Below are 25,468 nucleotides of genomic sequence, written 5' to 3' on the forward strand. Positions count from 1 at the left end.
GGAAAATCAATAAATGAAGTTTAAAAATTTGAAAATTGGGAAAAAACTGGCGATCGGTTTTGGAAGCCTTGTGTCTTTACTTGCTCTGACGGGATTTTTTGGTTTTAACGGCATCCGTACCGTGAGTCACTCGCTTTTTGTTGTTGGCGATGAAGAGGCTCCCCTGGCAGATATGGCAATGGAGATGAAGATATCTCTATGGGCTGCAAGGAACGCCATGGAGGAATACAAAAGCGCCACAGCCGTATTATCAACTGAGGATGAAGAGAGCCTGGGCCGAATTGAAAAGAACTACCAGCAATCCGTAAAAGACTACGATACATTCACGGAGGCTATTCTTAATGGTGCTACTATAGAGGGCGGCATAAAGGTAATTAAAACCAATAATGAAAAACTGGCCGGACTCATCAGGCAGGCCGGGGAAATCCATGACACGAAATTCCAGGCGGCTGCCGATGAGATGATGGAAGAAGGAAGAGAACTGCTGAGAGAAAAGGCTGAATTGAATCAGGCCATGGAAGATTTGGAAGGCATCTATGGTGAAGTTTATCAAAATTCATCAGGTATTGAAGAGATGATCTCAAAAGAGATCGGCAGGCGTGCGTCCACCTCAAACATAAGCATGGAAGCAAAGAAAATACTCGACGAAGAAGTCCCCCTGGCCGATCTGGCGAATGAGTTGAAAATCAGCATGGCCCAGACCCGGCTCAGTTTGGAAGAGTATGTGCAAACAAAGGATTTTTCAAAACTTGACACCCTTGAAAAGGAATACAAACTACACTTGAAACAGTTTGACGATAATGTTTCGGCTATTCTCAACGGCGGCATCATCGACGGCAGAAGAATAATTGCATCGGACAATCCGTCAATCCGAGATGCGATAAAGGGCATTGACAAGGATCATACTGACTTTCAAAAACAGGCGGGCATTCTTATGAAAGCCCACCAGAAAACTTTGAGTCAGGCGGCTCGAGCCAAGGAATCCATGGAAAAGCTGGATCATTTTGGTGAGGAAATGAGCGGGATGTTGGAAAAAGTTGAAGCTTTCACAGGTGAAGCGATGAACGCTGCCAAGGCTGAAGGCCGCAAGGCTAAAAATACGGCCACTACAGTAATCATCATAATTACCTTGGCCTCTCTTATTATCGGTATTATTATCGGAAATATCACATCACGAAGTATTACCAAACCGATCTCTGAGGGTGTAAATGTGGCTCAGCAACTCTCAAAGGGGATCCTGGTCGATGATATTAACACAAGCGGAGAAGATGAGACAGGTCAATTGCTTAAGGCGATGAATAAGATGATTGAATCCCTTAAGGATACGGTCAAAGTTGCTGAAAAGATGGCCAAAGGAGACCTGAATGCCAAGGTGAACCTTCTTTCGGATCAGGATGTTCTTGGGAAAAGCCTTAACAGTATGATCGAAAAACTCAACAGTGTGGTATTGGATGTTAAATCCGCCGCAGACAACGTGGCATCAGGAAGCCAGGAACTCAGCTCCACCGCCGAGCAGATGTCTCAAGGGGCTACCGAGCAGGCTTCTTCAGCAGAGGAAGCCTCATCCTCCATGGAAGAGATGGCTGCCAATATCAGACAAAACGCTGACAACTCTCAGCAGACTGAAAAAATTTCCACCCAGGCGGCAGAAGATGCTGAAAAAGGTGGCAAGACTGTGAAAGAAACAGTGGAAGCCATGAAGCAGATTGCCGAGAAGATATCCATTATCGAAGAAATCGCCCGGCAGACTAACATGCTTGCGTTAAATGCGGCAATTGAGGCAGCCAGAGCCGGGGAACACGGAAAGGGTTTTGCTGTTGTGGCGGATGCAGTAAGAAAGCTGGCAGAACGCAGTCAGACAGCGGCAGGGGAAATCAGCCTGCTATCGATATCCAGTGTCGAGACAGCAGAAAACGCCGGAGAAATGCTCGACAAGATCGTCCCGGATATTCGGAAAACAGCCGAGCTTGTCCAGGAAATCAATGCTGCCTCCTCTGAGCAGAACACCGGGGCTGATCAAATCAATCAGGCACTTGTACAACTCGATCAGGTCATTCAGCAGAACGCCTCGGCATCTGAAGAGATGTCTTCCACATCCGAGGAACTTGCTGCCCAGGCAGAACAGCTAAAAGATAGCATCTCCTTTTTCAAAACCAATACAAAAGAAGATAAATCCTCCTCTATGATAAAAAGCGTACGTGAGGACAATCCTGAGGTATCAGGCAAAGTTCCACCGGGTAAGGAACAAGGAACGCGTGATTCAAACGGAGTAACCATCCAGATGGAAGAAATCTCTTCTGAAGCAGATAGGCTCGATGTTGAATTTGAGAAATATTAAATAAAAATGGAGGCCCATTAATATCCGGTTAGATATTTAGTGATATTATAGAAATTTATAACCCGTTGCTGCACCCGGGCATGACGTGATGTCAGGGCCCGGGATGCCGCCAATTTTAAGTTGTTTTCTTTTCGATCCCCGGGTCAGGGCAGCACAAGATCCATGACCAGGGGCAGGTGATCCGAGGTCATCTGTGTATCCTCTTTTTTTAACCCGGTTTTTTCCAGTTCTTCTCTGGACAGGGTGAGGGTGTTCAGGACCCGGCCTTTGGCTCCTACCACGACAGCGTCGGTATAAAAGATGCGGTCGTACCGGATATGGGGCTTCCCGGTGCTGGAAGGCCAGGTGTGAATATTGCCGGAGACCCTGTCGCCAGGAGCCAGGTCGGTCAGGTTGGAGCCGTCCCAGTCCGGTCTGATCGAGGGACCGAACAGATCTTCATCGGATATCTTTCCCGATTGAATGGTAAGCTCCGGTCCGGGGCTGCCCGTAAAATTAAAATCCCCCAGGATGACCACAGGGGTATTGACGGGAAGGTCGATATGGCCTCCGGCGGTTTTGATGTCCCGTATCCGGGAGATGAGGGCATCGGCGGACCGCTGGCGCTCCTTATTAAACTCCGGGGAATCGCAGCACTGCAGATGGATCCCCATCAGGTAAATGTCTTTTGTGAATCTGGAATCGGGCAGGTCGATCAGGGCCGTGGTAACCCCCCGGATACCGGACGGGGGAAGGGTGTCTTCAGCGGTCATGCTCAGGGGATACCGGGAGGCGATCATATTCTGATAGATTCCGCTTTTCATTCCCCCGAAGAGATGCCAGGTGCGGCCCAGGATCTTTTCAAGCCTCTGGGCCAGCTTATTCCCCATTGGGGCGGTGAACTCCTGGAAGACCATGACATCCGGGGAAAGGTGGGAGAGAATCCTTTCAAAGGCCTTGTCCAGACCGGCATTGGATATGAAATTGCCGCTGAGGTTCCAGGTCAGGATCCTCAGGGTCCGGCCCGGGTTGTCCGGTGAATTTCCAGGTTTCCGGGTCCGGTCCTGCTTGTCCGGTAAGTCCCCGGTGGCGCGGGGCTCGATCAGGCCCTTTTTCTGCCCAGGGCGGTAAACATAAGCCGTGGATCCGGTCCAGAGAATCAATTCCCGGGTCAGGGGGTTGGCAATTAAGCGGTATTCGCTGACTGCATTCTGCGTGTCCGGATCCATTCGGAACAGAGCTTCAGGGTCATGGATTTCCACCGGGATCCCCTCTTTTACGGCTCTTTCCAGGGCTGATTTCCGGATCAGGGCGGCAAAGTTGACATCCAGGCCTTCTCCGAATTTGTCACTGCCGCCCACGTGGAGGTTTCCAGAGGCGTCAAAGCCCAGGAAGCCTGCGGAAAGAATATCAACGATGAATGTTCCCTCCTTTTCAAAATTTAAAGGGGTGGCGTTTTTCCATGCCCGGTGCCATGCAGTGGAGGAAAATCGCTTGATGGTTCCCGTATGGCTGGGTCCCAGGCTCTCAAAGCCGTTTCCGGTATAGAGATTCCCTTTGCCGTCAAAGGCAATGCCTGCGGAGGCGCCGCCGATGCCGGAGATAAGAGTGGAGATTTCAGGGGCTTGGATGGAAGAATTCACGTTCAGAAGATATACTTGTGCATATCCTCCGAATTTCCCCGCGGTGACGGCCAGCAGGGAGTTGCCGGCCCAGGCAGCATCAAAATGGGGGAGAGAAAACCATCTGCCCTCCAGGCTCTTAAAATTAAAAATACCGATCCTTCCCTTGTTATTTCCTATAGCAAAATACCGGCCATCCGGGGAAATACGGAAAAAGGCCGGACCATAGGAACCGGTTTCAAGCCCCTTGACCGATCCCACGGCCTTGAATTCACAGGTTCCCGGGGCGGATTCGCTGAAAAGGTCATTTCCGGCCAGAACCAGAATCCGGCCATCGGGCAGTATATCCAACCCATTGGCTTTCCCGGGCAGGGTACAATCGGTTTCAAAGGTATAGGGGATAAAGTCTTCTGCTGAAACCGGGGCGGTCATGAGCCAGAGAATCAATAATGGCGTCAGACAGAATCTATTTCCCATGGAGAACCGCGTCCCGGACTTTTTCTGCTTTTGTGATCCGAACACCGATATTCTCCATTTCTTGTTTGCCCCTGGAGTAAAGGCCGGAAAGGGCATCCTCGACCAACACGATCTTAAAATCCCTTTCAGAGGCCTCATAGATGGATGCTCTCGGACAGTTGGGATAATTGCATCCGGTGAAGACAAGGGTATTGATGCCGTGTCCCTTCAGATACGGGTGAAGGGGGGTGTTGTAGAAGGCACCCCACCTGGGTTTATAGATGATGACCTCGTTGGGGCCGACATTTTGAACACCCCCTGCCAGAAGCAGTTCCGGCTCCAGGGCGATCCTGTTGTTAAACATCTCCGGAGCGGGCTCACAGCCCGGAGTTCCCTGGAGAAGAATTTCAGCCCCGTTTTCCACACCCTTTTTCCGGCAGAGTTCAACATTGCTTCCGTCTTTTTTATATATCCGGACAATGTGAATGATGGGCAGCTCTTTTTGGCGGTAGGCATCTAAAATCATTTTAATCTTGGGCAGGGCCAAAGAGGTCCCCGGAATCTCCAGGGGCTGGCCGTCCAGGGTGTCTTTCTGGGTGTCAATGGTGATCACTGCCGAAGAAATGAAATCAGGTTCAATATATTTATCCATGGGTTTCCTTTCATGTGTCATGAACGGCAAAAAAACAGCCGTCTGCGGATTAAGACCTATTCAGTAAAATAGTTGCCTCTCTTCCGGTCTGGGACCCAGGCTCAGGATGCAGGAGTTTGAAACCATAATCAAGTCAAATTTTCCGTTGAGGGGAAGAATTGAAGATGGAAGTTTTCCAAAAAAACGAGCGGACAGGCCCAGGGCTATTTCTTTTATTGAAATATTTGGAGCTGCTTTTTAGGACAACCTCTCCGGGAGTGCCGGCAATCCGAAAATGAAGAGGGGGCGGGCAAAATCAAACGGGTGATATGTATCATGCTGTCTCATTATTTATGTTCAAAATGATACACTTTTTTCTCAAAAACAGTGTTTATTGGGTAAAAAATACCCTGGCCCATGTTTTGCAGAACTCATTGCGTCGGGTCTTGACGGGTACTGTCCATCCTTTGTCTGAATGGGCGAACAGGGCAGCCGTGGAGACGGGTTTTAACTTTTTGAAAGGATTCTGATATGGGATGGAAAGATCTTGGCCTGAGGAACAAATTGTTTTTTGGATTCGGAGCGGTACTGGTGCTGCTGGTCGCCATGGGTGTCTTTAGTTATAACCGGGTGGGCTCGGTGGCCAATGACGCCGAAGCCGTGATCCTGGGAAACCAGCTGGACAGTCTGCTGGCCCAGAAGGAGATTGATCATCTCAACTGGATCAGCCGGGTGAATCTGTTGTGGACAGATTCCCAAGTCAGCAGAATCAATGTTGAGACCGATGACCATGAATGCGGGTTTGGTCAGTGGCTTTACGGCCAGGGCCGCAAGGACCTGGAAGCGGCCTACCCGGACATGGCAGATTTGGTCGGGGAAATTGAAATCCCCCACCGCCGGCTCCATGCATCCATTGTTGAGATCAACCAGCTCATGTCAGACCATCCTGAGAGGGCTGCAGGGCTGGCGGAAGCCGGCAGGGTCCTGCACCGGAAAACCCTGCCCGCACTGACCCGGGTCCAGGAATTATTGAATCTTATCCGTGAATCAGCCCGTGACAGGATCATAACCAATGAAGCCATGATCGAAAACGCAAAGGACACCCGTTCCAGTGTTATTATGATGACCACGGGAGCCATAATCATTGGTGTAATCCTGGCCGTTCTGATTGCAGGCTCTGTCCAGAAGCCCATGGCCCGGGCAGCTGAATTTGCCGAGCAATTGGCCGGTGGGGACTTTACCCAGACCCTGCCCGTGAACCGGAAAGATGAAATCGGCCGGCTGGCCCAATCATTGAACCGTCTGGTATCCAACCTGGGCAGATTGTTCCGGGAGGTCAATAACGGCATTGTCACCCTGGATGCTTCTTCCACCGGGCTGGGTGCCATTTCAAGCCAGATGAACCAGGGCGCGGAGCAGACCTCAGGCAAGGCCCATACCGTGGCGGCCGCTGCCGAGGAGATGAGTGCCAATATGAACAATGTGGCGGCGGCTAGTGAGCAGGCTGCCACCAATGTCGGTGTTTTGGCCGCTGCTGCAGAAGAGATGAACACCACGGTTCAGGAAATCGCCCATAATTCGGAAAAGTCCCGCAGCATAACAGATGAAGCCGTTTCCCAGACAAAAAGCGCTACGATCAAAATGGATGAACTGGGAAAAGCCGCCGGAGATATCAGCCGGGTGGTGGAGGTGATTTCCGAAATATCGGATCAGACCAATCTGCTGGCGTTAAATGCCACCATCGAGGCTGCCAGGGCCGGTGAAGCCGGAAGGGGATTTGCCGTGGTGGCCAATGAAATCAAGGAACTGGCCCGGCAGACCGCCAATGCCACCGTTGAAATAAAGCAGAAAATCACCGGCATCCAGTCCTCAACCATGGATACGGTCGGCCAGATACAAAAGGTTGCCGACATTATTCACCAGGTCAATGAACTCAGCACCATGATTGCAACGGCAGTGGAGGAACAGTCCATTACCACCCGGGAGATCGCCGGCAATGTCTCCCAGGCTGCCCAGGGGATACAGGAGGTCAATACCAATGTGGCGGGATGTTCCACAGTGGCCGGGGATATTTCAGAAGAGATCTCCCAGGTAAATCAGTCTGCCGATGAAATGGCTGCCAGCAGTTCCCAGGTCAATGTCAGTGCCCTGGACCTGCAGAAACTGGCCGGCCGGCTGACCCAGATTACCGGCCGGTTCAGGATAACGCCTGCTTCCTTTGATATCGGCTCCGTCAAGAGCGCCCATCTCCAATGGCGTTCCCGGCTGGAAGGGCTGCTCCACGGCCGGCAGGCTTTAAAGCCCGAAGAGGTGGCCAGCCACCATGAATGTGAATTCGGCAAATGGTATGACGGGCCCGGGGGACAGGCCATCAAGGACACTCCCGCCTTTTCCGTGGTGGGGCAACACCATGAAAACGTCCACAGGCATGCCCGCCGGATCGTTGATTTATACCATGGAGGAGACAGCAGGAAAGCCGCCGGATTGATGGAATCCTTTGAAGCAGAACGGGAAAAGATGTTCCTGGCCCTGGATGAACTCTATCTGGCCTGATACAGATTGCCTGGCCCCGGACCTTTGCCGGGCAGCTGGCGAACCTCCCGGTAAAGCAGGGGCAGAAGGAAAAAGATCTTTTGTGGAAAAATGAAAGCGCTTTTATGCCGGAATCATCAATGGTCCTGCGCGTCTGAACAAAGGTCCGGGCCGGACTGAACCTCATAGTACTTGTTTACGGACATGCCCGCAAAAAGAGTTGCCCCGGGGCAGGGAACCACATATTTTATCGGGAAATCAGCACCGATGATGTTGAAAAACTGAAGACAGGCGGAACAGATCCGGTTGGTTTTCCCGATGGAATAGGGAACAATCTCGTCCCCTGAATTCAGATAGTACTTCGGCCGGATGAAATTGGCATGATTGGCGCATTGTTCTTTAAACAATTCATCATAGGTGATTCCCCGGATCCCCATTATCTTTAACCAGCGGTCCTGGAGATCGCTGTCCGTATGGCTGATATCCAGGAACTCCCTCGGGCATTGCTCATGAAAGGCCTTGGTGTGATAAAGCTCTTCTATTTGTTTTTTATCCTTTCCCGGCAGATTTTCAGGCTTGAATTTGATCTTTTTTATAATCGTTTCCGGCTTCAACTCAATCCCGTTTTCCAGAAGGGGTTCATTGCTGACCACAAGAAATTTCCCGGCAAATTTTGAAGAGCCATACCAGGACAACTGGCGCCGGCACAGGCTGAATTTGGCCCATGCCCCGGGCTCCACAAATCCATAGTCGATTTTGGAGGATAGGGGAAGGCAGACCGCTTTTTTGGCCCCTGCCAGGCAGATATTCTTTTCTTCAAGTTTGGTTTTGATTCTGTTAAAGGTTTCATGATCCATCCAGTATGTGAATTTGATGTACATGTTCAGCTCCTTATGCCTTTCCGTTCAGATCCATTTCAGTATCTGCCATCTTAGTTCAGGATGGTACGGATGTACAGCTTAGATCCAATAATCCCTATGGCCAAGGCAGGTAAAATATTCAAGGCCGGCAGTTGTGACTTCACCTCCGCAACGGGAACAATTTCAACCTGCTCTAAACGGCTTTCCACGAAAGGTTGAAAACTCGTTTCACCCAAACAGTTCAACCTTTTGCCGTTCCAAACCGTTAAGAGCAGGTATAAAATTGCCCGGATGTCTCCACTGAAGCCCCAACTGCCTCCTTATCGGAACGAAAAATCTGTAAGATGTTGAAATTGATGATAGGTTCCTGGTTTGCCGGGTCGTGAGGTCATTGTTATGGGGCCGGAGCGGGATATGCCGGTGAAGCTGGCCCCACGGACGGGGCCAGCCGCCGGCATCTTCGGAGCCGGCCAGGACAGGCCGGCGAGAATGCAGCAGCGCAGCGGAAGATCCATACCAATGACCGGCGCAAAAGCAATCATTTTTATCTGCGGTCGTCCTGCTATAGTCCCATTTTCCAAAGGATTTTGATCATTATATCCTCATGGGTCTTTCAGGCGGATAATTCCATGTGGAGGATTATTATACGGTCCTTTCCTGGGGAATCAGCTTTTCCTTCCACTGCTTTGAGCAGAATTCAACACAGACGTTTTGTCCCCAGATTTCTCCGGCAGGTGTCAGACGTATCTCCTGGTCGTTAATCTCGATAAGACCCTGACGCAGCAGAAAAGAAATTTCTTCGGGGAACGCCTGTTCAGGGGATATGGAAAATTGTTTTTCGAATTCGATTTTGTCCATTTTGAGAAAAGAAAAGGCCCGGCACATATATCGGCGGATCTCTTCCTCTGTGGAGATTTTTTGACCGCAACCCATGGGATAACTGCTTTGCTGGATAAGCGCCAGATAGTCTTGCAGGGAACTGACATTTCGATAGACATAATTCCCAAGGTTTCCGTTACCTGAGGGCCCCAGGGCCAGACAATCATAGGGACCCATCCGGTGCTTTTCAGCCAGGCAGACCTTTCCGGGCAGCATCCATTTTGAAAGAATGGATTGCTGCTCATATCCGGCCTTTTTTGCAGCCTCTGCCGCTTTCAGGTACATCCTGACTTCAAGTTCCAGGTTTCCCAGAGGAATTTTTCCGGCCTGGATTCTGCTGTATAGCCTGGTCCCTTTGTCCACGTGCAGGGGGTAAAAGCTGATATTTTCCAGCCCGAGATCCGCTGCAATTTGAAAGTCCGTTTCAATATCAGCCAGGGTCTGGCCGGGAAGGTTGTACATCAGATCAATGTCTATATCCTCAAACCCCGCTTTCCTGGCGGATTTAAGGGCGGAGATCGCCTGCCCCTTATCGTCCTGAAGGTCAAGGATTTTCCTTATGGGATCGTTGAAGCTTTGGATACCGAAGCTGACCCTGTTGGCTCCCTTTTCCAGCACCATGGCGAGCTTTTCCTCACTGAAATTGTGGGTGCTACCCTCAACGGTGATCTCCGCATCCTTTTCAATGGGAAGGGTCTCAAAGCAATAATCCAGCAGCCATTCCAACTGGTCCAAGGAGAGGACGCTGGGGGTGCCGCCCCCCACGTACAGGCTGCGGATTCTGCAGGACCGGACATAGGGAGTCTGCGCAAACCTGTTGATTTCCTTTTTCAGGGCTCCAAGAAAATCAACAACGATATCGGGTTTTGCAATTCGTTTGGGTATGGCGCAAAACGAACAAAAGGAGTCGCAAAACGGGATATGAATATAGACATGGGTATAGTCATCGGAGGGCTTGGGCCTCGCCAGAACGGTTTGAAAATGGTCCAGGTCCTTGATATCTCCGGCATCCCTGTTTTCCGACGGCCACAGGGGATAGAGGGAGTAAAATACGCCCCTATTCCTTGTCTCATATATGTTGAGCATTTGTTCGGTGATTTCCACGACAGCCCCTCCTTTACGGGAAAATTAAAACGGGCAGCCGGCCGGTACCTGAATGGATTCGGCCCGGCTGCCGCATCCTTTTTTGATCAGTCTTCCTTTTTGAACCTTGCGATGAATTCTTCTCTTTCCATTTTTTTGGGTGCCACAACCACCACCAGTTCACAGGGATCAGGGCCGTGCATTTCATGGCCCACCTCTTCATCAGCCGGAATTAATGCCACGCTCATGGGCCCCATTTTTTCCCTTACCTTACCGTCTCCCTGAAAAATATCGCAGTGGCCCTTTAGGCAAATCAAAAGCAGTTCCATGGGATGGGCATGGGCCGCATAAAAGCCTGGCGGAATGCTCATGGCATGGCTGGTCAGGTTGTCGCCGAACAGCAGGGGGGCAATATCCCCCTCCACGCCGGTGGGGTAGTATGTGAGGTCCTTGATGTTTTCAATGAGGCTGATGGTACCGATTTTTTTGATGTCAGACATAGGTTTTCCTTTCTTTGTTATAGATCATCCGCCGACAGTTGAGCCGGCGGGATTTCACGGAAGAATTGATCATGATGCCACCGGTTTCTGGGGGATGATGAAAAGAGAACCGTTTTTCTTTTCCACTATGGATTCAACCCCGTACACACTGGCAATGTTGGATGGAGTGAAGACCTGAGCCGGATCTCCGGCGGCAAAGACCTTTCCCTCTTTCATCATCACCACCCTGTCCGCATACCTTGAGGCAAGATTCAGGTCATGGATGGCGATGACGGCAGAGAGGTCCTTTTCTGCAACCAGCTGCCTCATAATCTCCATCACCTCCAGTTGATGACGGATATCCAGGTTGCTTGTGGGTTCATCCAGAAGAAGGACATCCGCCTCCTGGGCCAGGGCTCTGGCAATAAGGACCCGCTGCTGTTCCCCGCCGCTGAGTTCATTAAAGTCCCTGAGGGCCAGGTGTTCAATGGAGAGCCTCTTCAATGCCTCAACCACACGGCTTCTGTCCTTTTCTCCCGAACGCCAGCTCAGGTGGGGACGTCGGCCCATTAGCACGGCATCAAACACGGTGACCGGAAAGGTTTTGGGCGCATTCTGGGGCACATAACCCAGGTTCCTGGCCACCTCCAGTTGAGGCATTTTCGCCAGGTCCTTTCCATTGAGAATGATACTTCCCCTGCCGGGTTTGAGAATGCCGTCAATGCATCGGATCAGTGTGGATTTCCCGGACCCGTTGGGGCCCACAACCCCCAGAAGTTCAGATCGGTTAAGATCCATGCCGATGGCCTTGAGAACAGGCTGCTTCCCGTAGCTGAAGTCCAGATCCTTAATGTGCAGCTTCAAAAGTACTCCCTCCTTTTCCTCATGATCAAATAGAGAAACAGGGGAACGCCTAAGAACGCGGTCAGTGTCCCCACCGGCAGGATGATCGGGGCGATGATCCTGCGGGCCACCGTATCCGATACCACGAGAAGTACGGCCCCCAAAAGCCCGGATGCCGGCACCAGGAACCGGTTGTCCCCGCCGATGATCATGCGGACGATGTGCGGGGCCACAAGGCCGATGAATCCGATGGTCCCCGTAAAGCAGACCACACTGGCCACCATGAGGGTGGAAACGATCATCAGAAAAATCCGGGTTTTCTTGACGTTGATGCCAAGGCTGTGGGCCGATTCGTCCCCCCCGCCGATGACATTGAGGTCCCAGGATTTCCAGAAAAGCAGGGGCAGGCAGACCGTCAGCACCACGGAGACAATGGACAGCTTTTTCCATGAGGCCCGCCCAAGATCTCCTACCATCCAGAACACCGCCTCTTTGACGGCCTCGGCATCGCCGAAATACTGGAGTATGGTGGTTGCTGAGCCGAACAGGCAGGTCATGGCAATCCCCGCCAGGATCATGGTTTCAGGGGCGGCCCCCCTCCGGCTTGCCAGGCCGATGATGATAAAGGAGCTGATCAGGGCAAAAATGAAAGCGCTGCTGATGACCAGGTACTGCCCGCCGGCAAGGCCGCTGCCGGCCAGTATGGCCAGGGATGCGCCGAATCCAGCCCCTGAAGAAATCCCCAGGGTGTAGGGGGATGCCAGAGGGTTTCTCAAAACCCCCTGGATGATACAGCCGGCAACGCCAAGGCCCGTCCCCGCCAGGATACCCATGAGGATGCGCGGCAGGCGCAGGTCCCAGACACAGGTTTCCGCCAGCCAGTTGGAGGCAAAGTAATTGGGGAAAAACCGGTGCAAAAAGGCGGTATAGGCCTCCCCGACGGAGATGTTTGCCGATCCCAGAGAGGCGGCCACTCCGGCGGTAAAAAGGATCAGCGGCAATAAAAAGAGGATGAGGGTGATCTTTCTTTCGGTAAAGGCCAGGTACTTTTCATTCACCCCGCCCATGTCGGTCTCTGCCATGGTTAGTTCTCCAGGGGCGGGTATAGAAACACGCCATGCTGTTTTACGTTGAAGTCCAGGGGGGAAAATGTATCCAGGTATTCCTGATGAACCTCCATGGGGTCCAGGTCGGCGAAAATATCGGGATGGAGCCATTTGGCGATATAGGAAAGGGTGATGATGTCATTAGGGAACATACCGCTGGTATACATATGCCACAGATGGACCCGTTTGCTTTTCACGGCATCCACCCCTGAAAGCTCGGGCCGGTTCAGGATTTGTTCCCGCTCCTCTTTCATTCCGGAGGGATCATCCGTATCATATCCGGTTGAGGAAAAGCTCTGTTTGAGAATGACCTGGGGGTTCTGCCGGATCACCCACTCCGGATCCACGGTGACATAGGTGGGGCCGAGACCCGCACAAATATTTCTGCCGCCGGCAATGTCGGCGAGCTGGAAGTTGGCAATGCTGTTGTAAAGGTCCCATCCCGGGGCCGGGTAGACCTTGGGCCGCTTTTTCTCGGGTAAGTCCGCCACCCGCTGTTTGATCATGTTCAGATATCCGTTGTACCAGGCGATATAGGCTTCCGCCTGCTCCCTTTCGTCAAGGATATATCCCAGCAGTCTCATATCCATGGTGAGGTTTTCCGGGTTGTAAGGGGTGTAATATCCCGTTTCGACCACGGTGACGCCGGGGAGCTTTTCCTGGAGCGCCGCCTTGTTCCCTGGACCGTAAAAGGAGCGGTAGGACAGGTAGAGATCCGGCTGCAGGCTGAGGACCGCCTCGTAGTCCGGGCCGGAAAAACTGCCGATGAGGGGCAGGGTGTCCAGTTCCCTTAAAAATATTTTGCCCATGTGCTTTTTCACGGCCGTATCAATGCCGACAACCCGGTCCTCCCCATTGAGGATCCGTACGGCATTCAAACAGGTCAGGTGGTCGGGGATAATCCGTCTCACCGGTTTTCGGATGTCAACAGCATCACCATCATGGTCCAGGATGGTAAGGCGGGCTTCCCGTTCGCCGATGATATCTTCGATCTGCCGGATATCCTCTATATCGGTCTTTTCGTTATGATCCGCATCAGCCAGCCGATTGCCGGGGGTCAACCCCTCTGTTACACGCTCGGCAAAGGTCACATCCCGCATATCGATGACCCCGTCTTCATTGGCGTTTCCAAAGATGCCCAGGGTCTGTTTTTTCATTGCCGCAGTTGCATTGGTCAGCGGTATCAGCAGAAGTATGACCAGGGCCGCAAGGACGGCCTGCCCTAGGATATGTGTTTTCATGATTGTTTCCCTTTGCTGTTATTCATTTTTACCGGGTAAGGCCGATACATGGCCCGTCCTTGGCGGGGGACAGACAAATACACCGTGCCGGTCCACCCGGAAGTTGATCCTCTGGAATTTATCCAGGTATTCCTGGTGAACGGCCTGGGGGTCCAGATCTTCAAAAAGATGGGGATGCAGCCATTTTGCATAGTAGGCAATGGATAAAATAAAATTGGGAAAAAGCCCCAGGGCATAGTTGTTCTGAAAATAGACCCGGTTTTGCGCCACCGCCGTAACATGGGCCAGCTCCGGCCGGGCCATGATGTCGTTGCGCTGTGCGGTGAGCTGGGATGCATCACCGGTGTCATAGGCCCCCCTGTCCGGAATGGTGGCCCCGATAATCACATCCGGGTTCTGCCGGATGACCCATTCGGGATCGACGGCAACGGCGAACTCCGGCCCTAGATCCCGGCCGATGCTGATGCCCCCGGCCAGTTCCACCGGCGGATAGGTTCCCCGGCACATATAAAAACCCAGGAGCGGGTAAAAGGTGTAGACCCGAGGTTTTTCTCCTTTCGAGAGCGTTGAGATTCGTTCCGTGATCATGTTCAGGTATGTGTTATGCCAGTCGATATAGCGCTCTGCCTCATCCCTCCGGTCAAATAGAATCCCCAGTTTTCTCATATCGCAGGGCAGGTTTCCCGGCGGGTAGGGTTCCCCATACCCGGCATAAAAAACCGTTACCCCGGGGAGCTTTTCCTGAAGGGTGCCGCAGCGGTAGGCAATAAGGACGTCCGGATTCAGGTGCAGTATGGCCTCGTAATCCGGCTGACCGTATGCGCCTATGGTGGGCAGGTCAAAAAGATCCAGCAGAAAGGCCGGCCCCATACACTCCTTGACGGCGGTAGATCCGGCACTGATCATGAGATCCTCCCCATGGATGATCCGCATGGCCGCAAGAGAGGTGATATGCTCCGGAATAACCCGTCGGATAGGCTGGTCAAAGGTCACCGCCTTTTTCTGCTCATCCTCGAATGTGATCTTTGTCTGTTGCCGGCCGATAATTAGTTCGGTCTGGGAGATATCCTGTACATCCAGTTTACCGTCATGCCGGGCATCTGCCAGGGGGGTGGCAGGCAGCAGGCCGAGAATGATCCGTTCGGTTAAGGTCACATCCCTCATGTCGATCACATCGTCTCCGTTGGCATTGCCGAAGATGCCAAGGGGCGGGTTAGGTCGGGCCGGCGCTGACAATGCCGGGGCTGTTGCCGCTGCCGTCAGGGCAGACAAAAGCAAAATGAGTACAATCCGGATCGGGATATGGGTTTTCATTTTAACTTTTTCTTTTCTTTTGTCTCGATAAAACCAGGAGCAGGCCCGGGATACATGCCAGCACTGCAAGCCCGGCTATAGCCATGGGCGTGGAGATGGTCATGCCCCGGGATCTTGTATCATGCTCCGGGGCGTCTCCGGTACCTGTGGCGTCAGCCGTTCCGGTCCGGGCAATATAGTTCTCAACATCAACTTTGCCGTCAAGCCAGCGAGCCGGGATGCTTTGTGCCTCTTTGTCAACCAGCAGCCCTTTTTGAAAGGCAAACTTCACCGGCCGGTCTGTTTTGCCTACGGCTTTGGCCCGGATTTTTGCAAGATGCCCGGTCCCGCTGATGCCCCGGACCCCAGGGAAGTTGAACAGCACCCGGATTCTGCCCGGATTCAGGGTGTTCCAGAGATCCACCGGAACCACAGTTTCCCCAATGGCCCCATTGTTGACCGCCTGGATCTGAATGGTATCCGGGTCAAACACAAGGTCAAACTGACCGGAGTCCAGGTTAAAGGCCTTGTCTATGTCGATGAGAATTTCAAATTGCCCGGATACACTTTGGGGGGCCTGGACACGTACAACGGTTAGTTGTTCGGCGAACAAGTCCGTTGACACCACCAGGAAGACGAAAAAACAAAGAATTGGCCAGGCCGATCTGAAACGCTTCTCCCAGGGCCTTTGCCGTGAGGGCAAGTTGACGTGTCGTTCTTTCATAGTTCACGGTCTCCTGTTGATTTTTTCCACGAGATCATGGCAGTTTTGGACGTTCTCCGGGTCATTACCTTATCGTCTTCCGTCACCAGGTTTTTTTTAAGATATTCCCGGATGACTGCTTTGGCGGAGGGCAGGGGGGAGTCAAAATATTCAACTCGCTCCCTTACAGCGTCCTCCAGGCTCTGTATCTGTTTGGGACCATGGTGCTCCCAGACCTCCACATTGGCGGTTATCCCCATTTGATAAAGGATATTGACGATAAAAATATAATTGGGGCCGTGGACAAAGACTTCCCCGTAAAGCTTGGGCCAGAGGTCTAAATAATCCCATTGGGGTTTGCCCGCAAAGTCAAAAATACAGACCCGCTGAGTTGCGGCCTGGTCTATTTTGAAAAGGGCCTCTTTAATATCCGCCATGGCGAGGGAATGGGAGGCAATGACGACATCATGGGGCTTGATATCCTTTCCGATGACGACATCTTCCCATCTTTTGTTTATGGTGGTGATGTTGTTGATACCGGCTTTGCCGGCATTTTCATGAAGGTGGTTCAGCATTTCCCCTGACGGCTCAACCGCTGTGATTTTCCCGGCGGTTCTAGCCAAGGGGATGGCCAGGGTGCCCGGCCCTGAACCGATATCAAGTACCGAGCAGCCATGATCGATAGCGAGTCTGGAAAGCATTTGGTCAATGGTATCCGTCCGCTTCAATACCGTCCGGTTGTACCAGTTTGCTTTTTTGTCAAAAAAACGGACCGGGTCTGTTTCCCTCTTTCGCCATGAGGCGGCCAGCAGGGCCTTTTTCCATAGCTCTTCCCAGTTAACGCCTTCGATCATGCCTGCTTCGATACCCATTGTTTCAATTCCTGTTAAAAGGTGTAGGAATATCCGAAAATAAAGCTTCGGGACATGCCGTGCTTCTTGTAAACAATATTTTGGGAGGCACTGTTTTGGGCCATTGAGTACCCATTGGCATAGTCTTTATCAAAGATATTTTCCACGCGCAGGGTCACCTTGTGCCGTCGCTCTTTTCCAAAACTGACAAAGGCGGATGCATCGGTAACAAAGTATTCCCCGTAATTGACATCCTCAACGCCAAGACCCCTTTCATAAATATTGCCGGTGTACTGGGTCATTAGGTCCACACCGAACCGGTTTATGTCATACCGGTATTTCAGATTGATCGTGCCGTTGAACTCCGGGATCTGTTCCAGCTGCTTCCCTGTGTCACCGTCTTCAGCGTCAGTCCAAGCCGCGCCGAGATCAAGGGAAACGTCATAAAAGGGCCCGATGCCTGCGGACAGCTCGACCCCCTTGATTTTGCTCTTGCCTGCCACGTTCTTATAGGTGGATGTGTTGGTTGCGGCATCAATGAGCACGGTTTGGATCAGGTTGTCCACCTCACTGTAAAAATAGCCGGCATAGCAGTTGAAATACTCCCAGTCACCGCCAACGCCGCCCTGGACGCTAAAGCTTTCCTCCGGCTCCAGATCCGGATTGCCGAGAGTACTTTCTCCGACCCCCACGACATCACCGGATAGCTGACCCAGCTTGGGCAGGGTAAAACCCGTGTTCACACTTCCTTTGAGATAGGTGGGGCCGAGGATGGGGGTTTTGGCGCTGACATCCCATACAAAGGAGGATGCATCATCGCTGGTCACCGTATACCGGCCGCTAAAGGATAATTTTGTGTCCGGAGCAAAGAAAAGATATGGCCTGTAGCTGGCAAAGGCTGCGTACTCCTGCACCCTGTCAAAGTCGTGCCCGTAGGCCCACATAAAGCTTCCCCAATAATTACGGTAATCAAGGCCTGAGACAATTTCATGGCCCTCTCCCCAGCGGGTGCTGGTCTTGAGATTCATCCCCAGGTCATCGCATTCCACAGGCGCGTGGTTCTGGAAGTAGGCACCGGATATCAGCTGCTGGGTGAGTTCTGCCCACCATCGGTGCAGATAGGTAGTGATATTGTAAGAAAAGTTGTTGTTGACGTCATGATCCCAGGTGAGAGTGGAGATATCCTGGTTCCAGTCAAACTTGGACTCCCTTTGATTGGGATTGGGATAGTCAAAATAACCGGTGTGCCGTCGGTATTGGGCGTTTAAAACACTCGTGCCGGCCAGGTCAAATTCCTTGCGGTATTTGACCCCTACGGTGCTGCGGTCATATCCGATGCTTTTATTGCCGTAGGTGTTGCCGAAATCGGCATAGGCCCTGTCATCGGCCACATGGTAGCCTTCATATTCCTCGTAGCTCCCAAAGGCCATAAAGCCGTGTCCGTTAACGGTTTCCGAGACATTGCCGTAGGCTTCCCGGTAATTGTCCTGCCCAAAGGATGTGCCGAACTGACCACTTGTCTCCTCGGTGATCCCTTTGGTGACAATGTTGATGACCCCGCCCCGACCGCCGGTTCCGTAGAACAGACTTTCTCCGCCCTGTAGAATCTCTATGCGCTCTATCATATGGACGCTTAGGGTGTAGTCCCAGTTCCAGTTCATTGTTCCATGAATGGCACCCACCTTTACGCCGTCCAGAAGCCATAAAATCTCACTGCTGCCGTGGATCAGGGTGCTGTTATACCCGCCCCTGCCCTGTCCGGTGGATGTATAGACACCCGGAACAAAGGCGGCAAGGGCTTTGGAAAGCTCTACAAAGCCTGCGGCTTCCAGCTCCTCTCCTGTGATGATTTTAACTTTGTGACCGAATTTTTCTAAAGAGGATGCTGAAAAACTGTTTCCAGCAATACCAGGTTCCGGCTTCTGGTCTCGGACAACAATATCTTCCAGCTCTTCATTTGCGACCTGCCCGGACTTGGTTTCCTGGGCAAGCAGAGGGTGGAACATCAGTAAAAGTAAAAGTATGGTTAAAACAAGGGTGAACTGTCTCATTCGCGTACTCCCGATTTCATAAAGTTATAAGGTTATATGGATGAATGGCCCGGCCCTCTTCTGACAGCCTCTATTGACCCGGGGGAGACGCGGTGATAGACTTTCACCGTGCCTTCCGGAGTCATTCCGGGGCATATCCAGGGGCAGCCGCAGGATCCTTGCCGGGAAAGCGGCTGCCCCCTTTTCATGTCAAAGGGGCCGGGCTTGCTGCCAATGGTGTTTCTTTACATCTGTTTGGTCCTTTCCAGCTGGGCCATGGCTGCCTGGGCGTCCTTGCGGCAGGTCTTGAATTGGGCCGCTTTTTCAAAGGCGCTGCGGCTGGCTGCAAGGTCGTTCTGCTGCCAGGAGGCATATCCGGCCATGAGCCAGGCCAGTCCTTCCCTGGCGTTTCGGGCCCGGGCTGCTTTGCGGAAAGCGGCATCAGCCTCCTTGAACTGTTTGGCCCCGTAGAGCAGGTTTCCTTTGAGCATGATCAGCTCGGGATCTTTTTCCCCTTGATCAAAGCTGATTAAGATGGCGACGGCTTTTTCTGCCATGCCAAGGCTGCGGTAGGCGTTGACCAGGTGTTTGATGATCTGTTTACCCTCTTTCAGGTCCGGGGTGTCTTTGAGCAGGGTCTCATACATCTCGGCGGCCCTGACCGGAATTTCAAGCTGCAGGCACAGATCCGCGCAGAGTTTTTGTTCTTTTTCCGACAGCGGGGTCAGAAATCCGTAAATGAGAAGATTTTCAAGGGCGTCCTGATACTTGCCCCGGGAGAGCTGGATATGGACCAGGGCCTTCCACCATTTGGACACAATGGGAGCGGTCCTGGACAGATGGGTGGCATAGGAAAAGGCCCGGTCCATATCATCTGCCTGAAGATAAATCTGCAAAAGGGTTTCCTGCCATTTGATCTGTTTTTCTCCTTTGGTTTCGGCTGCCAGGGAACGGACCGGGGGAATCGCCCTTTGCCAGTATCCGGCGGTCATCAGGGCATTGGCGTAATTTTCCCGCCACGGGATGGTCACAGCATCCGGGTGGGCGGCAAACAGGCGTTCAAACAGGTCTATGGCCTGATCCTCCTTGTGGGCCATCAGATTCATGACAGCAGCGTAGTAAAGATAGTCTGGTTTTTTGGGATCAGATATCCCGTAGGCTTTGACAAACCGTTCTCCGGCCGGCCCGTAGCGCCGGGTGTCGCTGTATACCTTGGCCAGGTTGAGCTGTGCATCCAGAAGATCCGGCGCGGTTTCCAGGGCCTTCAGGTAGGCGGATTCGGCTTTGGCATAGTCCTGGGTGAGCAGGCAGCAGTTGGCCAGAGTCAGGCAGACCATGGGGTGTCGGCAGACAGAATCTTCTGCTTTGGGTCCGATTTCGGTGCAGGATTCACAAATGATCTGAATGGCCTCATTGTACTTTTCCTGGTCCAGGGATGCTTTGGTTTTCTGGAGGAGACGGGCAACGGCAAAGGGCAGGGGCCGGTCCGGAGACCATGCTGCCCGGGCAGGAGAGATCAGGATACAAATCATGGTTGCCCACACCGGCAGAAAAATAATCGGGGGCTGATAAAAAATGGATCTCATGGGGCTGCCTCCGTCAATTGAGTTCAAACCGGATACGTGTCCGGGCAAGGGTTTTAACGGGAACTCCCTGGATTTTTCCCGGGGAAAACCGCCAGGAGGACACACATTGAAGTACACTGGCGTCAAATACCTTTTTGGGTTCCGCAGAGAGAATCTGAATATTTTCCACACTGCCCAGCTCCGTGACAACAAACTGAACCTCCACCCATCCTTGGAGACCCCGGTTTTTGGCCCCTATGGGATAGAGAGGCGGAATCCGGTTCAGTACGGTTAAGGGCTGATCCAGATCACCGGGGGAAAAGAGTCCATCGGGATCAAAGGTATTTAAGTTGAGGTGCTTCAGGGTAGTGAAGACTGCCGGCATCTCCAGGGTATGAGCCCCGCCGGGCAGCCGGGGATTGATCTCAAAGGGCAGGGTCAGGGGCTGCCTGACCGGGCGGTTCAGCCTGGGTTTGACCGGCTTGGGTTTTTGCTCCACCGGTTTGGGTTTGGGGGCGGGTCTTTTTTTCTCCGGAGGGATTTCCTCCCTTTTGATCCGGGTCAGCTGGATCTGGGGAATTATTTCGCCAAATTCCCTGGGAACGTCCTGGGGCTGCATGAGATTGGGGATTACCGCAAACAGAACCAGGTTGAGTGCCATGGTGCCGATCACGGCTCCCATCCAGCTTCCCATGCCGGCTTCAAGGCCGGCTTCACGGACCGGGTTCATTGCCCCTCCGGAAGACCCGCTGCCAGGGATACATTGGCGGCTCCGGCCAGGCGGCAGCCGTCCATGACCTGGATGGCCGTGCCGGTGCTGGAGTCCGTATCCGCCACCACAACCACCGCACCCTCCGGGTTTTCAGAAAGAGCCCTTTCCGTATTGGCCCGGACCGCCCGGATATCGATTTCCCGGTGATCCATGAACACCCGGTTCTGGTTGTCCACGGCAATGAGAATGGTGGCCTTGGGCTTGGGGCTGGCCGTGGAAGCCGTGGGCCGGCTCACATCAATGCCGGTCTCTTTGACAAAACTGGTGGTGACCAGAAAAAAAATCAAAAGAATAAAGACCATATCGATAAGGGGGGCGATATTCAGCTCCAAAAGCCCTTTTTTATTCCGCCGGTTTGCCGTTACATTCAACATCCGCTAGCCATCCTATTCAAAAATTATAAGTGCCGCCGCAGGTAAAGTCCCACCCGGGAGATCCGCTGCTGGAGGTTGGTGGCCCGCCGTTCCAGAAATCCTTTCATGTAGAGTCCCGGAATGGCCACGATCAGTCCGGTCTGGGTGGTGATCAGGGCCTCTGATATCCCTCCTGCCATGGCCTTTGCATTCCCTGTTCCGAAGGTTGCCAGCACGTCAAAGGTGGTGATCATCCCGGTGACCGTTCCCAAAAGTCCCAGGAGCGGGGCCATGGCCGCCAACACACTGATCAGGGCCAGGAATTTTGTCATTCGCCGGTTTATCCTTGATACCGAGGCATCCAGCAGATGCCGGTCCAGTTTTGGATTGCCCGTGCGGGTCCGGATAAATTCCGTGACCAGAAGGGAGACTGCCCCGCGGTATTGACCGGGATCGGGGATGCGTCCGTCCCTGATATGGGTTATGGCCATGCGGCTGCCCATGTTTTTCCGGTAGAGTCGTCTAAAAAACAGGGTCCGCTCAAGAATGAGCAGCCACATGACCAGGCTTAAGGCAATCAGGGGCCCCATGACCATGCCGCCGGAATGGATGATATTGGCCAGGCCCAGGGTTTGGTTCTGGATCCAGACCGCCATCAGGCCACCTGGTGTTTCTGGACAAGATTGATCAGGGCCACGGCCTTTTCCTCCATCTGTCCGATGGTGTTTTCCACGCTCCGGCTCAAAAGGGTGTGGGCCAGCATGATGGGGATGGCCACGGAAAGGCCCAGCATGGTTGTCACCAGGGCCTCGGAAATCCCGCCGGACATCATGCGCGGATCACCGGTGCCGTGCATGGTAATGACATGGAAGGTGTCGATCATTCCGGTGACCGTGCCCAGAAGACCGAGCAGGGGGGCAATGGCCGCAAGCATGCCCATGGTGGATAAAAACCGCTCCATGGGAGGAATCTCCTTGAGGATTGCCTCCTGCAGGGCATTTTCCATCTCCTCCCGGGGCAGGTGGCGGTGGGTAAGCCCTGCCTGGATGACCCGGATAACCGGATTTCTGGAATATCGTTCACAGGTCTGCCGGCAGGTTTCCCATTTCTTTTTTTCCGCTGAATTTTCTATCTTATTGAAAATCCGGTCCAGTTTGATCCTTCTGAACAAAAGGAAGATGATCCTTTCCGCTGCAATGAGCCCTCCCAGGACCAGGATGGCCAGGATGGGCCAGACAATGGGGCCTCCCTTGGGAATCTGCTCCCATAAACTCAGCTCATGGGTGAGCTGGCGCAGGGCGCCGCCCCGGGAGATATCCATGGGCACGGCCTCTGTCTTGCCGTCCATATATAGCTTGATTTTTTTCTGCATGCCCTTTGGGGGCAACCTGGGCAGGGCGTACAGCTTGCGTTCCCCCGGGGTGAAGTTTAAAAATCCTGTTTCCGCTTCCAGACAATAGGCAGCGGTAAAACAGCCGATCAAAAGGATCCTGGATTCCACCTGCCTGCCCGCGCGATTGACCATGGATGCGGTTTCAATGGAAACCGAACCTGCCCGTTTGATCTGATCAAAGAGAAGCTCCGTCATCTTCCGGATGTCCTCCATTCCCGGGAACAGGGATTGAGAGGCTATGGCCGCTAGAAAATCGGTTTTGGGATGGAATACGGCGGCCAGCAGGTTATCATCCACCAGGGAGCGGATATCCTTGGCATTCATACGGATGACCCCGGACAATTCCTTTATCATGCTGCCGGAATCTGCAAGTTTTTTGGACAAGTCGGCTTCCAGACCGGTGAGATCCTCATTCTCGGCGGACAGGGAATCGATTTCCCGGCCCAGGGTCTGGGCCTGTTTTTTTAATTTGTTGATTGCCTCATTCAGTGCGGCCCTGTCCTTAAGGATTCTATTCCGGCTTTTGGCTGCGGCTTCCCGGGCCGCCCGGAGTTCAGCCGCGGCTTTTTCTTTCAAGGAATCTTCAATTTCCCGGGTCTGGACCTGGATGTACCGGATATCATCGCCGGATGCAGGAAAGACGAAAAAGCAGATTGAGCCCAAAGTCAGCAGGAGAAGAGAGCAGAAGATCTTTTTCACAGTCACCATTATTTCACCACGATCCTTCCCAGGGGTAAGTTTAACATTTCAACAGGTTTTCGTTTGGCTCCCATGTCGATTGCGGCCTGGATATCCCTGAGAAAGGTATCTGCAAGGGGGATCCACGCCTTTTGGGCGGTATGAAAGAAACCGCAGCCCTGTTTATCCAGTGTCTGGTAAAAAAGATTCAGACGTCCCAGTCTGAAGATGTTGACCAGGGTCGGCTCTCCTTCCAGGTCAACGGTTTGCTGGTATGCTTCAACGGTCTGGCCGTATTCTGTTTCCACCAATAGCCCTTCCGTGATTTTTCTGAATTTTTCACTGACCGGAACCTCGGGGTCGGCCATCATGGATTCAAGGGCCTGTATTCGGTTTTGCCGTTCCTTGTCTAAAAAAGGAATGTCCCCGGCTTTAACCTGCCGGATTCTGTCCAGAACCTGGTCCAAAAAGGGCAGGATCTGTGCGGATATCTGCTCCATGTCCGACAATTGCTTTTTCTTTGCGTCAATGCGGCTGTGAAGGCCGAGATTGATTTTGATTAGTCCGGCCTTTTCGGCTTCCAGGGCCTCTATCTGTTTTTCCAGGGATTCGAACAAAGCGATTTTTTTTTCCTTGTCATTGCGCCATTTGGATTCGGACTTCTGGGTTTCCTGCTGGATCCGGATCGCTTTTTCCACCGGTTTTTCGATCCGGGTTTCCACATCGGTTTGTGATGGTCCGTTGGAAGGATTTCCAAGAAGAAAAAACACGGACAGGGCGAGATATGTGAACAGGTATTTCATGAATCATCCGCTTTCAGAGCAACGTTGCCCTACAAATAAAAAAGGCCAAGAATCTCAGCTCCGGAAGAATTCATCTCCGGGCCTGACCTTCTTGGCCTTGTAAATGTTTTATTATTTCTTTTTTTACTGCAAGATGCATCTTCTTGACGCATCAAATATAGATGCCCTTTAAGCATACCTGCTGCGATGTGTCAAGAGATAAATAAGTGATTGTCAGGGGGGCATGCATGAAGAACACATAAATATCTTAGTACTGAAAATCTCTTAAAGCGGCGCTGTGTTCCGTTACTTTCTGTTTGTCCTTTTTCATTTTTTTATGATAGAGTATACCCAAACATTCCCACCTTTTGCACACACGAAAATTTTCTCCGGATCAAGGGAACTATGGTTTCATGTGCTTACCTGTACATGAATTAACGATTTTACGATTTTTTGGAGGTGTCGTGATGAGATGTTTAATTGCCGGTTTGGTTTGTCTGGGCCTTGTCTTTGGGAGCGCAGGATGGGGGGGTGCCGAAGAAAAAGCCACGCCTGCGGAAGTGTATGAGATGGTTCTAAAGGCGGCAGCCGTGGTTGGGCAGCTCGGTCAAGGGGGGCTTGATGCTCTTTCCAACACCAAAGAGTTCGTATGGAAGGACAGTTACGTCTGGGCAACCAATTGCGATAAAAAAATACTGGTCGCACACCCGAACAAAAAGCTCATCGGATTGGATTTAACAAAGGTCTATGACAAGAATCCGGACGCGTCCAAACGAAAACTCCATAACCTGGAGATGTGCAAGGGCGCATCCAATCCCAATGGGGTCTGGGTCGAATACTGGTGGGAGAAACTGGGAGAAACGCAGCCTTCACGGAAGATCAGCTTCATGGTTCAGGTCCCGGGGCAGCCCTATCAGGTGACAGCCGGGATCTACGATGATACGACCACCATCGAAGAACTGAACAAAGGTTTCCAGTAAACAAAAAAACAGGCCGTTT

At 52.4% G+C, this 25,468-nt stretch carries 21 protein-coding genes; 3 read left to right on the forward strand and 18 right to left on the reverse strand.

Annotated features, from left to right (window positions below; translation table 11 throughout):
• Nucleotides 1-13 precede the first annotated feature (13 nt).
• Nucleotides 14-2,338 carry a methyl-accepting chemotaxis protein gene (locus F608_RS35115; RefSeq protein ID WP_022667502.1) on the forward strand — a complete coding sequence of 775 codons (2,325 nt, stop codon included), beginning with the start codon at nt 14-16 and terminating at the stop codon, nt 2,336-2,338.
• Nucleotides 2,339-2,481: 143 nt separating this feature from the next.
• On the opposite strand, the gene F608_RS0120220 is transcribed toward F608_RS35115, so the two are convergent.
• On the reverse strand, nt 2,482-4,416 hold the full coding sequence (locus tag F608_RS0120220; RefSeq protein ID WP_161626881.1) for an endonuclease/exonuclease/phosphatase family protein: 1,935 nt from the start codon (nt 4,414-4,416) through the stop codon (nt 2,482-2,484).
• Nucleotides 4,406-5,047: a cysteine hydrolase family protein gene (locus tag F608_RS0120225; protein ID WP_022667504.1), complete on the reverse strand. Its 642-nt coding sequence runs from the start codon at nt 5,045-5,047 to the stop codon at nt 4,406-4,408. Before F608_RS0120225 ends, F608_RS0120220 begins: the two co-directional genes overlap by 11 nt.
• A gap of 510 nt (nt 5,048-5,557) precedes the next feature.
• On the opposite strand from F608_RS0120225, the gene F608_RS35120 reads away from it, so the two are divergent.
• Nucleotides 5,558-7,579 carry a methyl-accepting chemotaxis protein gene (locus F608_RS35120; protein ID WP_022667505.1) on the forward strand — a complete coding sequence of 674 codons (2,022 nt, stop codon included), beginning with the start codon at nt 5,558-5,560 and terminating at the stop codon, nt 7,577-7,579.
• A 116-nt stretch (nt 7,580-7,695) separates the two neighbouring features.
• Here the strand turns inward: F608_RS35120 and F608_RS0120240 are convergent, their stop codons facing one another.
• The 16 genes from F608_RS0120240 to F608_RS0120325 form a co-directional block, all read right to left on the reverse strand.
• A complete protein-coding gene (locus F608_RS0120240; protein ID WP_022667506.1) occupies nt 7,696-8,439 on the reverse strand; it encodes a hypothetical protein in 744 nt (247 codons plus the stop codon).
• Nucleotides 8,440-9,060: 621 nt separating this feature from the next.
• Nucleotides 9,061-10,401, reverse strand: coding sequence for a coproporphyrinogen-III oxidase family protein (locus F608_RS0120250; RefSeq protein WP_022667508.1), 1,341 nt, complete (start codon nt 10,399-10,401; stop codon nt 9,061-9,063).
• An 86-nt stretch (nt 10,402-10,487) separates the two neighbouring features.
• Complete coding sequence (locus F608_RS0120255; protein WP_022667509.1) at nt 10,488-10,880, reverse strand: cupin domain-containing protein; 393 nt, start codon at nt 10,878-10,880, stop codon at nt 10,488-10,490.
• Between the two features lie 69 nt (nt 10,881-10,949).
• On the reverse strand, nt 10,950-11,723 hold the full coding sequence (locus F608_RS0120265) for an ABC transporter ATP-binding protein (RefSeq protein ID WP_022667510.1): 774 nt from the start codon (nt 11,721-11,723) through the stop codon (nt 10,950-10,952).
• Nucleotides 11,720-12,784 carry a FecCD family ABC transporter permease gene (locus F608_RS0120270; protein ID WP_022667511.1) on the reverse strand — a complete coding sequence of 355 codons (1,065 nt, stop codon included), beginning with the start codon at nt 12,782-12,784 and terminating at the stop codon, nt 11,720-11,722. Before F608_RS0120270 ends, F608_RS0120265 begins: the two co-directional genes overlap by 4 nt.
• 2 nt (nt 12,785-12,786) lie before the next feature.
• Nucleotides 12,787-14,049, reverse strand: a complete 1,263-nt coding sequence (locus F608_RS0120275; protein ID WP_022667512.1) for an ABC transporter substrate-binding protein — start codon at nt 14,047-14,049, stop codon at nt 12,787-12,789.
• Nucleotides 14,050-14,067: 18 nt separating this feature from the next.
• Nucleotides 14,068-15,363, reverse strand: coding sequence for an ABC transporter substrate-binding protein (locus F608_RS0120280; RefSeq protein ID WP_022667513.1), 1,296 nt, complete (start codon nt 15,361-15,363; stop codon nt 14,068-14,070).
• A gap of 1 nt (nt 15,364) precedes the next feature.
• Nucleotides 15,365-16,066, reverse strand: a complete 702-nt coding sequence (locus tag F608_RS0120285; protein ID WP_022667514.1) for a cohesin domain-containing protein — start codon at nt 16,064-16,066, stop codon at nt 15,365-15,367.
• The gene (locus F608_RS0120290) at nt 16,063-16,917 is read right to left on the reverse strand and encodes a class I SAM-dependent methyltransferase (RefSeq protein WP_022667515.1); all 855 of its coding nucleotides are present in this window, start codon (nt 16,915-16,917) and stop codon (nt 16,063-16,065) included. Before F608_RS0120290 ends, F608_RS0120285 begins: the two co-directional genes overlap by 4 nt.
• Before the next feature lie 14 nt (nt 16,918-16,931).
• Nucleotides 16,932-18,947, reverse strand: coding sequence for a TonB-dependent receptor plug domain-containing protein (locus F608_RS32750; protein ID WP_022667516.1), 2,016 nt, complete (start codon nt 18,945-18,947; stop codon nt 16,932-16,934).
• A 224-nt stretch (nt 18,948-19,171) separates the two neighbouring features.
• On the reverse strand, nt 19,172-20,512 hold the full coding sequence (locus tag F608_RS0120300) for a tetratricopeptide repeat protein (RefSeq protein ID WP_022667518.1): 1,341 nt from the start codon (nt 20,510-20,512) through the stop codon (nt 19,172-19,174).
• A gap of 13 nt (nt 20,513-20,525) precedes the next feature.
• Nucleotides 20,526-21,221: an energy transducer TonB gene (locus F608_RS32755; protein ID WP_022667519.1), complete on the reverse strand. Its 696-nt coding sequence runs from the start codon at nt 21,219-21,221 to the stop codon at nt 20,526-20,528.
• A complete protein-coding gene (locus tag F608_RS0120310) occupies nt 21,218-21,637 on the reverse strand; it encodes an ExbD/TolR family protein (protein WP_022667520.1) in 420 nt (139 codons plus the stop codon). The genes F608_RS32755 and F608_RS0120310 overlap by 4 nt, the downstream gene beginning before the upstream one ends.
• A 23-nt stretch (nt 21,638-21,660) precedes the next feature.
• On the reverse strand, nt 21,661-22,272 hold the full coding sequence (locus tag F608_RS0120315) for a MotA/TolQ/ExbB proton channel family protein (protein ID WP_022667521.1): 612 nt from the start codon (nt 22,270-22,272) through the stop codon (nt 21,661-21,663).
• Nucleotides 22,272-23,717, reverse strand: coding sequence for a MotA/TolQ/ExbB proton channel family protein (locus tag F608_RS0120320; protein ID WP_022667522.1), 1,446 nt, complete (start codon nt 23,715-23,717; stop codon nt 22,272-22,274). The genes F608_RS0120315 and F608_RS0120320 overlap by 1 nt, the downstream gene beginning before the upstream one ends.
• Complete coding sequence (locus F608_RS0120325) at nt 23,717-24,490, reverse strand: DUF3450 domain-containing protein (protein ID WP_022667523.1); 774 nt, start codon at nt 24,488-24,490, stop codon at nt 23,717-23,719. The genes F608_RS0120320 and F608_RS0120325 overlap by 1 nt, the downstream gene beginning before the upstream one ends.
• A gap of 446 nt (nt 24,491-24,936) precedes the next feature.
• Here F608_RS0120325 and F608_RS0120330 point away from each other — a divergent pair, with 446 nt between their 5' ends.
• A complete protein-coding gene (locus F608_RS0120330) occupies nt 24,937-25,449 on the forward strand; it encodes a cache domain-containing protein (protein ID WP_022667524.1) in 513 nt (170 codons plus the stop codon).
• Nucleotides 25,450-25,468: the final 19 nt, after the last annotated feature.

Origin of the sequence: Desulfospira joergensenii DSM 10085, assembly GCF_000420085.1 — a bacterium.
Taxonomy (GTDB): Bacteria; Desulfobacterota; Desulfobacteria; order Desulfobacterales; family Desulfobacteraceae; genus Desulfospira; species Desulfospira joergensenii.

Coding starts and splice junctions, on each gene's coding strand:
- F608_RS35115 (WP_022667502.1), top strand. CDS start 14: ATGAAGTTTAAAAATTTGAAAATTGGGAAAAAACTGGCGATCGGTTTT.
- F608_RS0120220 (WP_161626881.1), bottom strand. CDS start 4,416: ATGGGAAATAGATTCTGTCTGACGCCATTATTGATTCTCTGGCTCATG.
- F608_RS0120225 (WP_022667504.1), bottom strand. CDS start 5,047: ATGGATAAATATATTGAACCTGATTTCATTTCTTCGGCAGTGATCACC.
- F608_RS35120 (WP_022667505.1), top strand. CDS start 5,558: ATGGGATGGAAAGATCTTGGCCTGAGGAACAAATTGTTTTTTGGATTC.
- F608_RS0120240 (WP_022667506.1), bottom strand. CDS start 8,439: ATGTACATCAAATTCACATACTGGATGGATCATGAAACCTTTAACAGA.
- F608_RS0120255 (WP_022667509.1), bottom strand. CDS start 10,880: ATGTCTGACATCAAAAAAATCGGTACCATCAGCCTCATTGAAAACATC.
- F608_RS0120270 (WP_022667511.1), bottom strand. CDS start 12,784: ATGGCAGAGACCGACATGGGCGGGGTGAATGAAAAGTACCTGGCCTTT.
- F608_RS0120275 (WP_022667512.1), bottom strand. CDS start 14,049: ATGAAAACACATATCCTAGGGCAGGCCGTCCTTGCGGCCCTGGTCATA.
- F608_RS0120280 (WP_022667513.1), bottom strand. CDS start 15,363: ATGAAAACCCATATCCCGATCCGGATTGTACTCATTTTGCTTTTGTCT.
- F608_RS0120285 (WP_022667514.1), bottom strand. CDS start 16,066: ATGAAAGAACGACACGTCAACTTGCCCTCACGGCAAAGGCCCTGGGAG.
- F608_RS0120290 (WP_022667515.1), bottom strand. CDS start 16,917: ATGGGTATCGAAGCAGGCATGATCGAAGGCGTTAACTGGGAAGAGCTA.
- F608_RS32750 (WP_022667516.1), bottom strand. CDS start 18,947: ATGAGACAGTTCACCCTTGTTTTAACCATACTTTTACTTTTACTGATG.
- F608_RS0120300 (WP_022667518.1), bottom strand. CDS start 20,512: ATGAGATCCATTTTTTATCAGCCCCCGATTATTTTTCTGCCGGTGTGG.
- F608_RS32755 (WP_022667519.1), bottom strand. CDS start 21,221: ATGAACCCGGTCCGTGAAGCCGGCCTTGAAGCCGGCATGGGAAGCTGG.
- F608_RS0120310 (WP_022667520.1), bottom strand. CDS start 21,637: ATGTTGAATGTAACGGCAAACCGGCGGAATAAAAAAGGGCTTTTGGAG.
- F608_RS0120315 (WP_022667521.1), bottom strand. CDS start 22,272: ATGGCGGTCTGGATCCAGAACCAAACCCTGGGCCTGGCCAATATCATC.
- F608_RS0120320 (WP_022667522.1), bottom strand. CDS start 23,717: ATGGTGACTGTGAAAAAGATCTTCTGCTCTCTTCTCCTGCTGACTTTG.
- F608_RS0120325 (WP_022667523.1), bottom strand. CDS start 24,490: ATGAAATACCTGTTCACATATCTCGCCCTGTCCGTGTTTTTTCTTCTT.
- F608_RS0120330 (WP_022667524.1), top strand. CDS start 24,937: ATGAGATGTTTAATTGCCGGTTTGGTTTGTCTGGGCCTTGTCTTTGGG.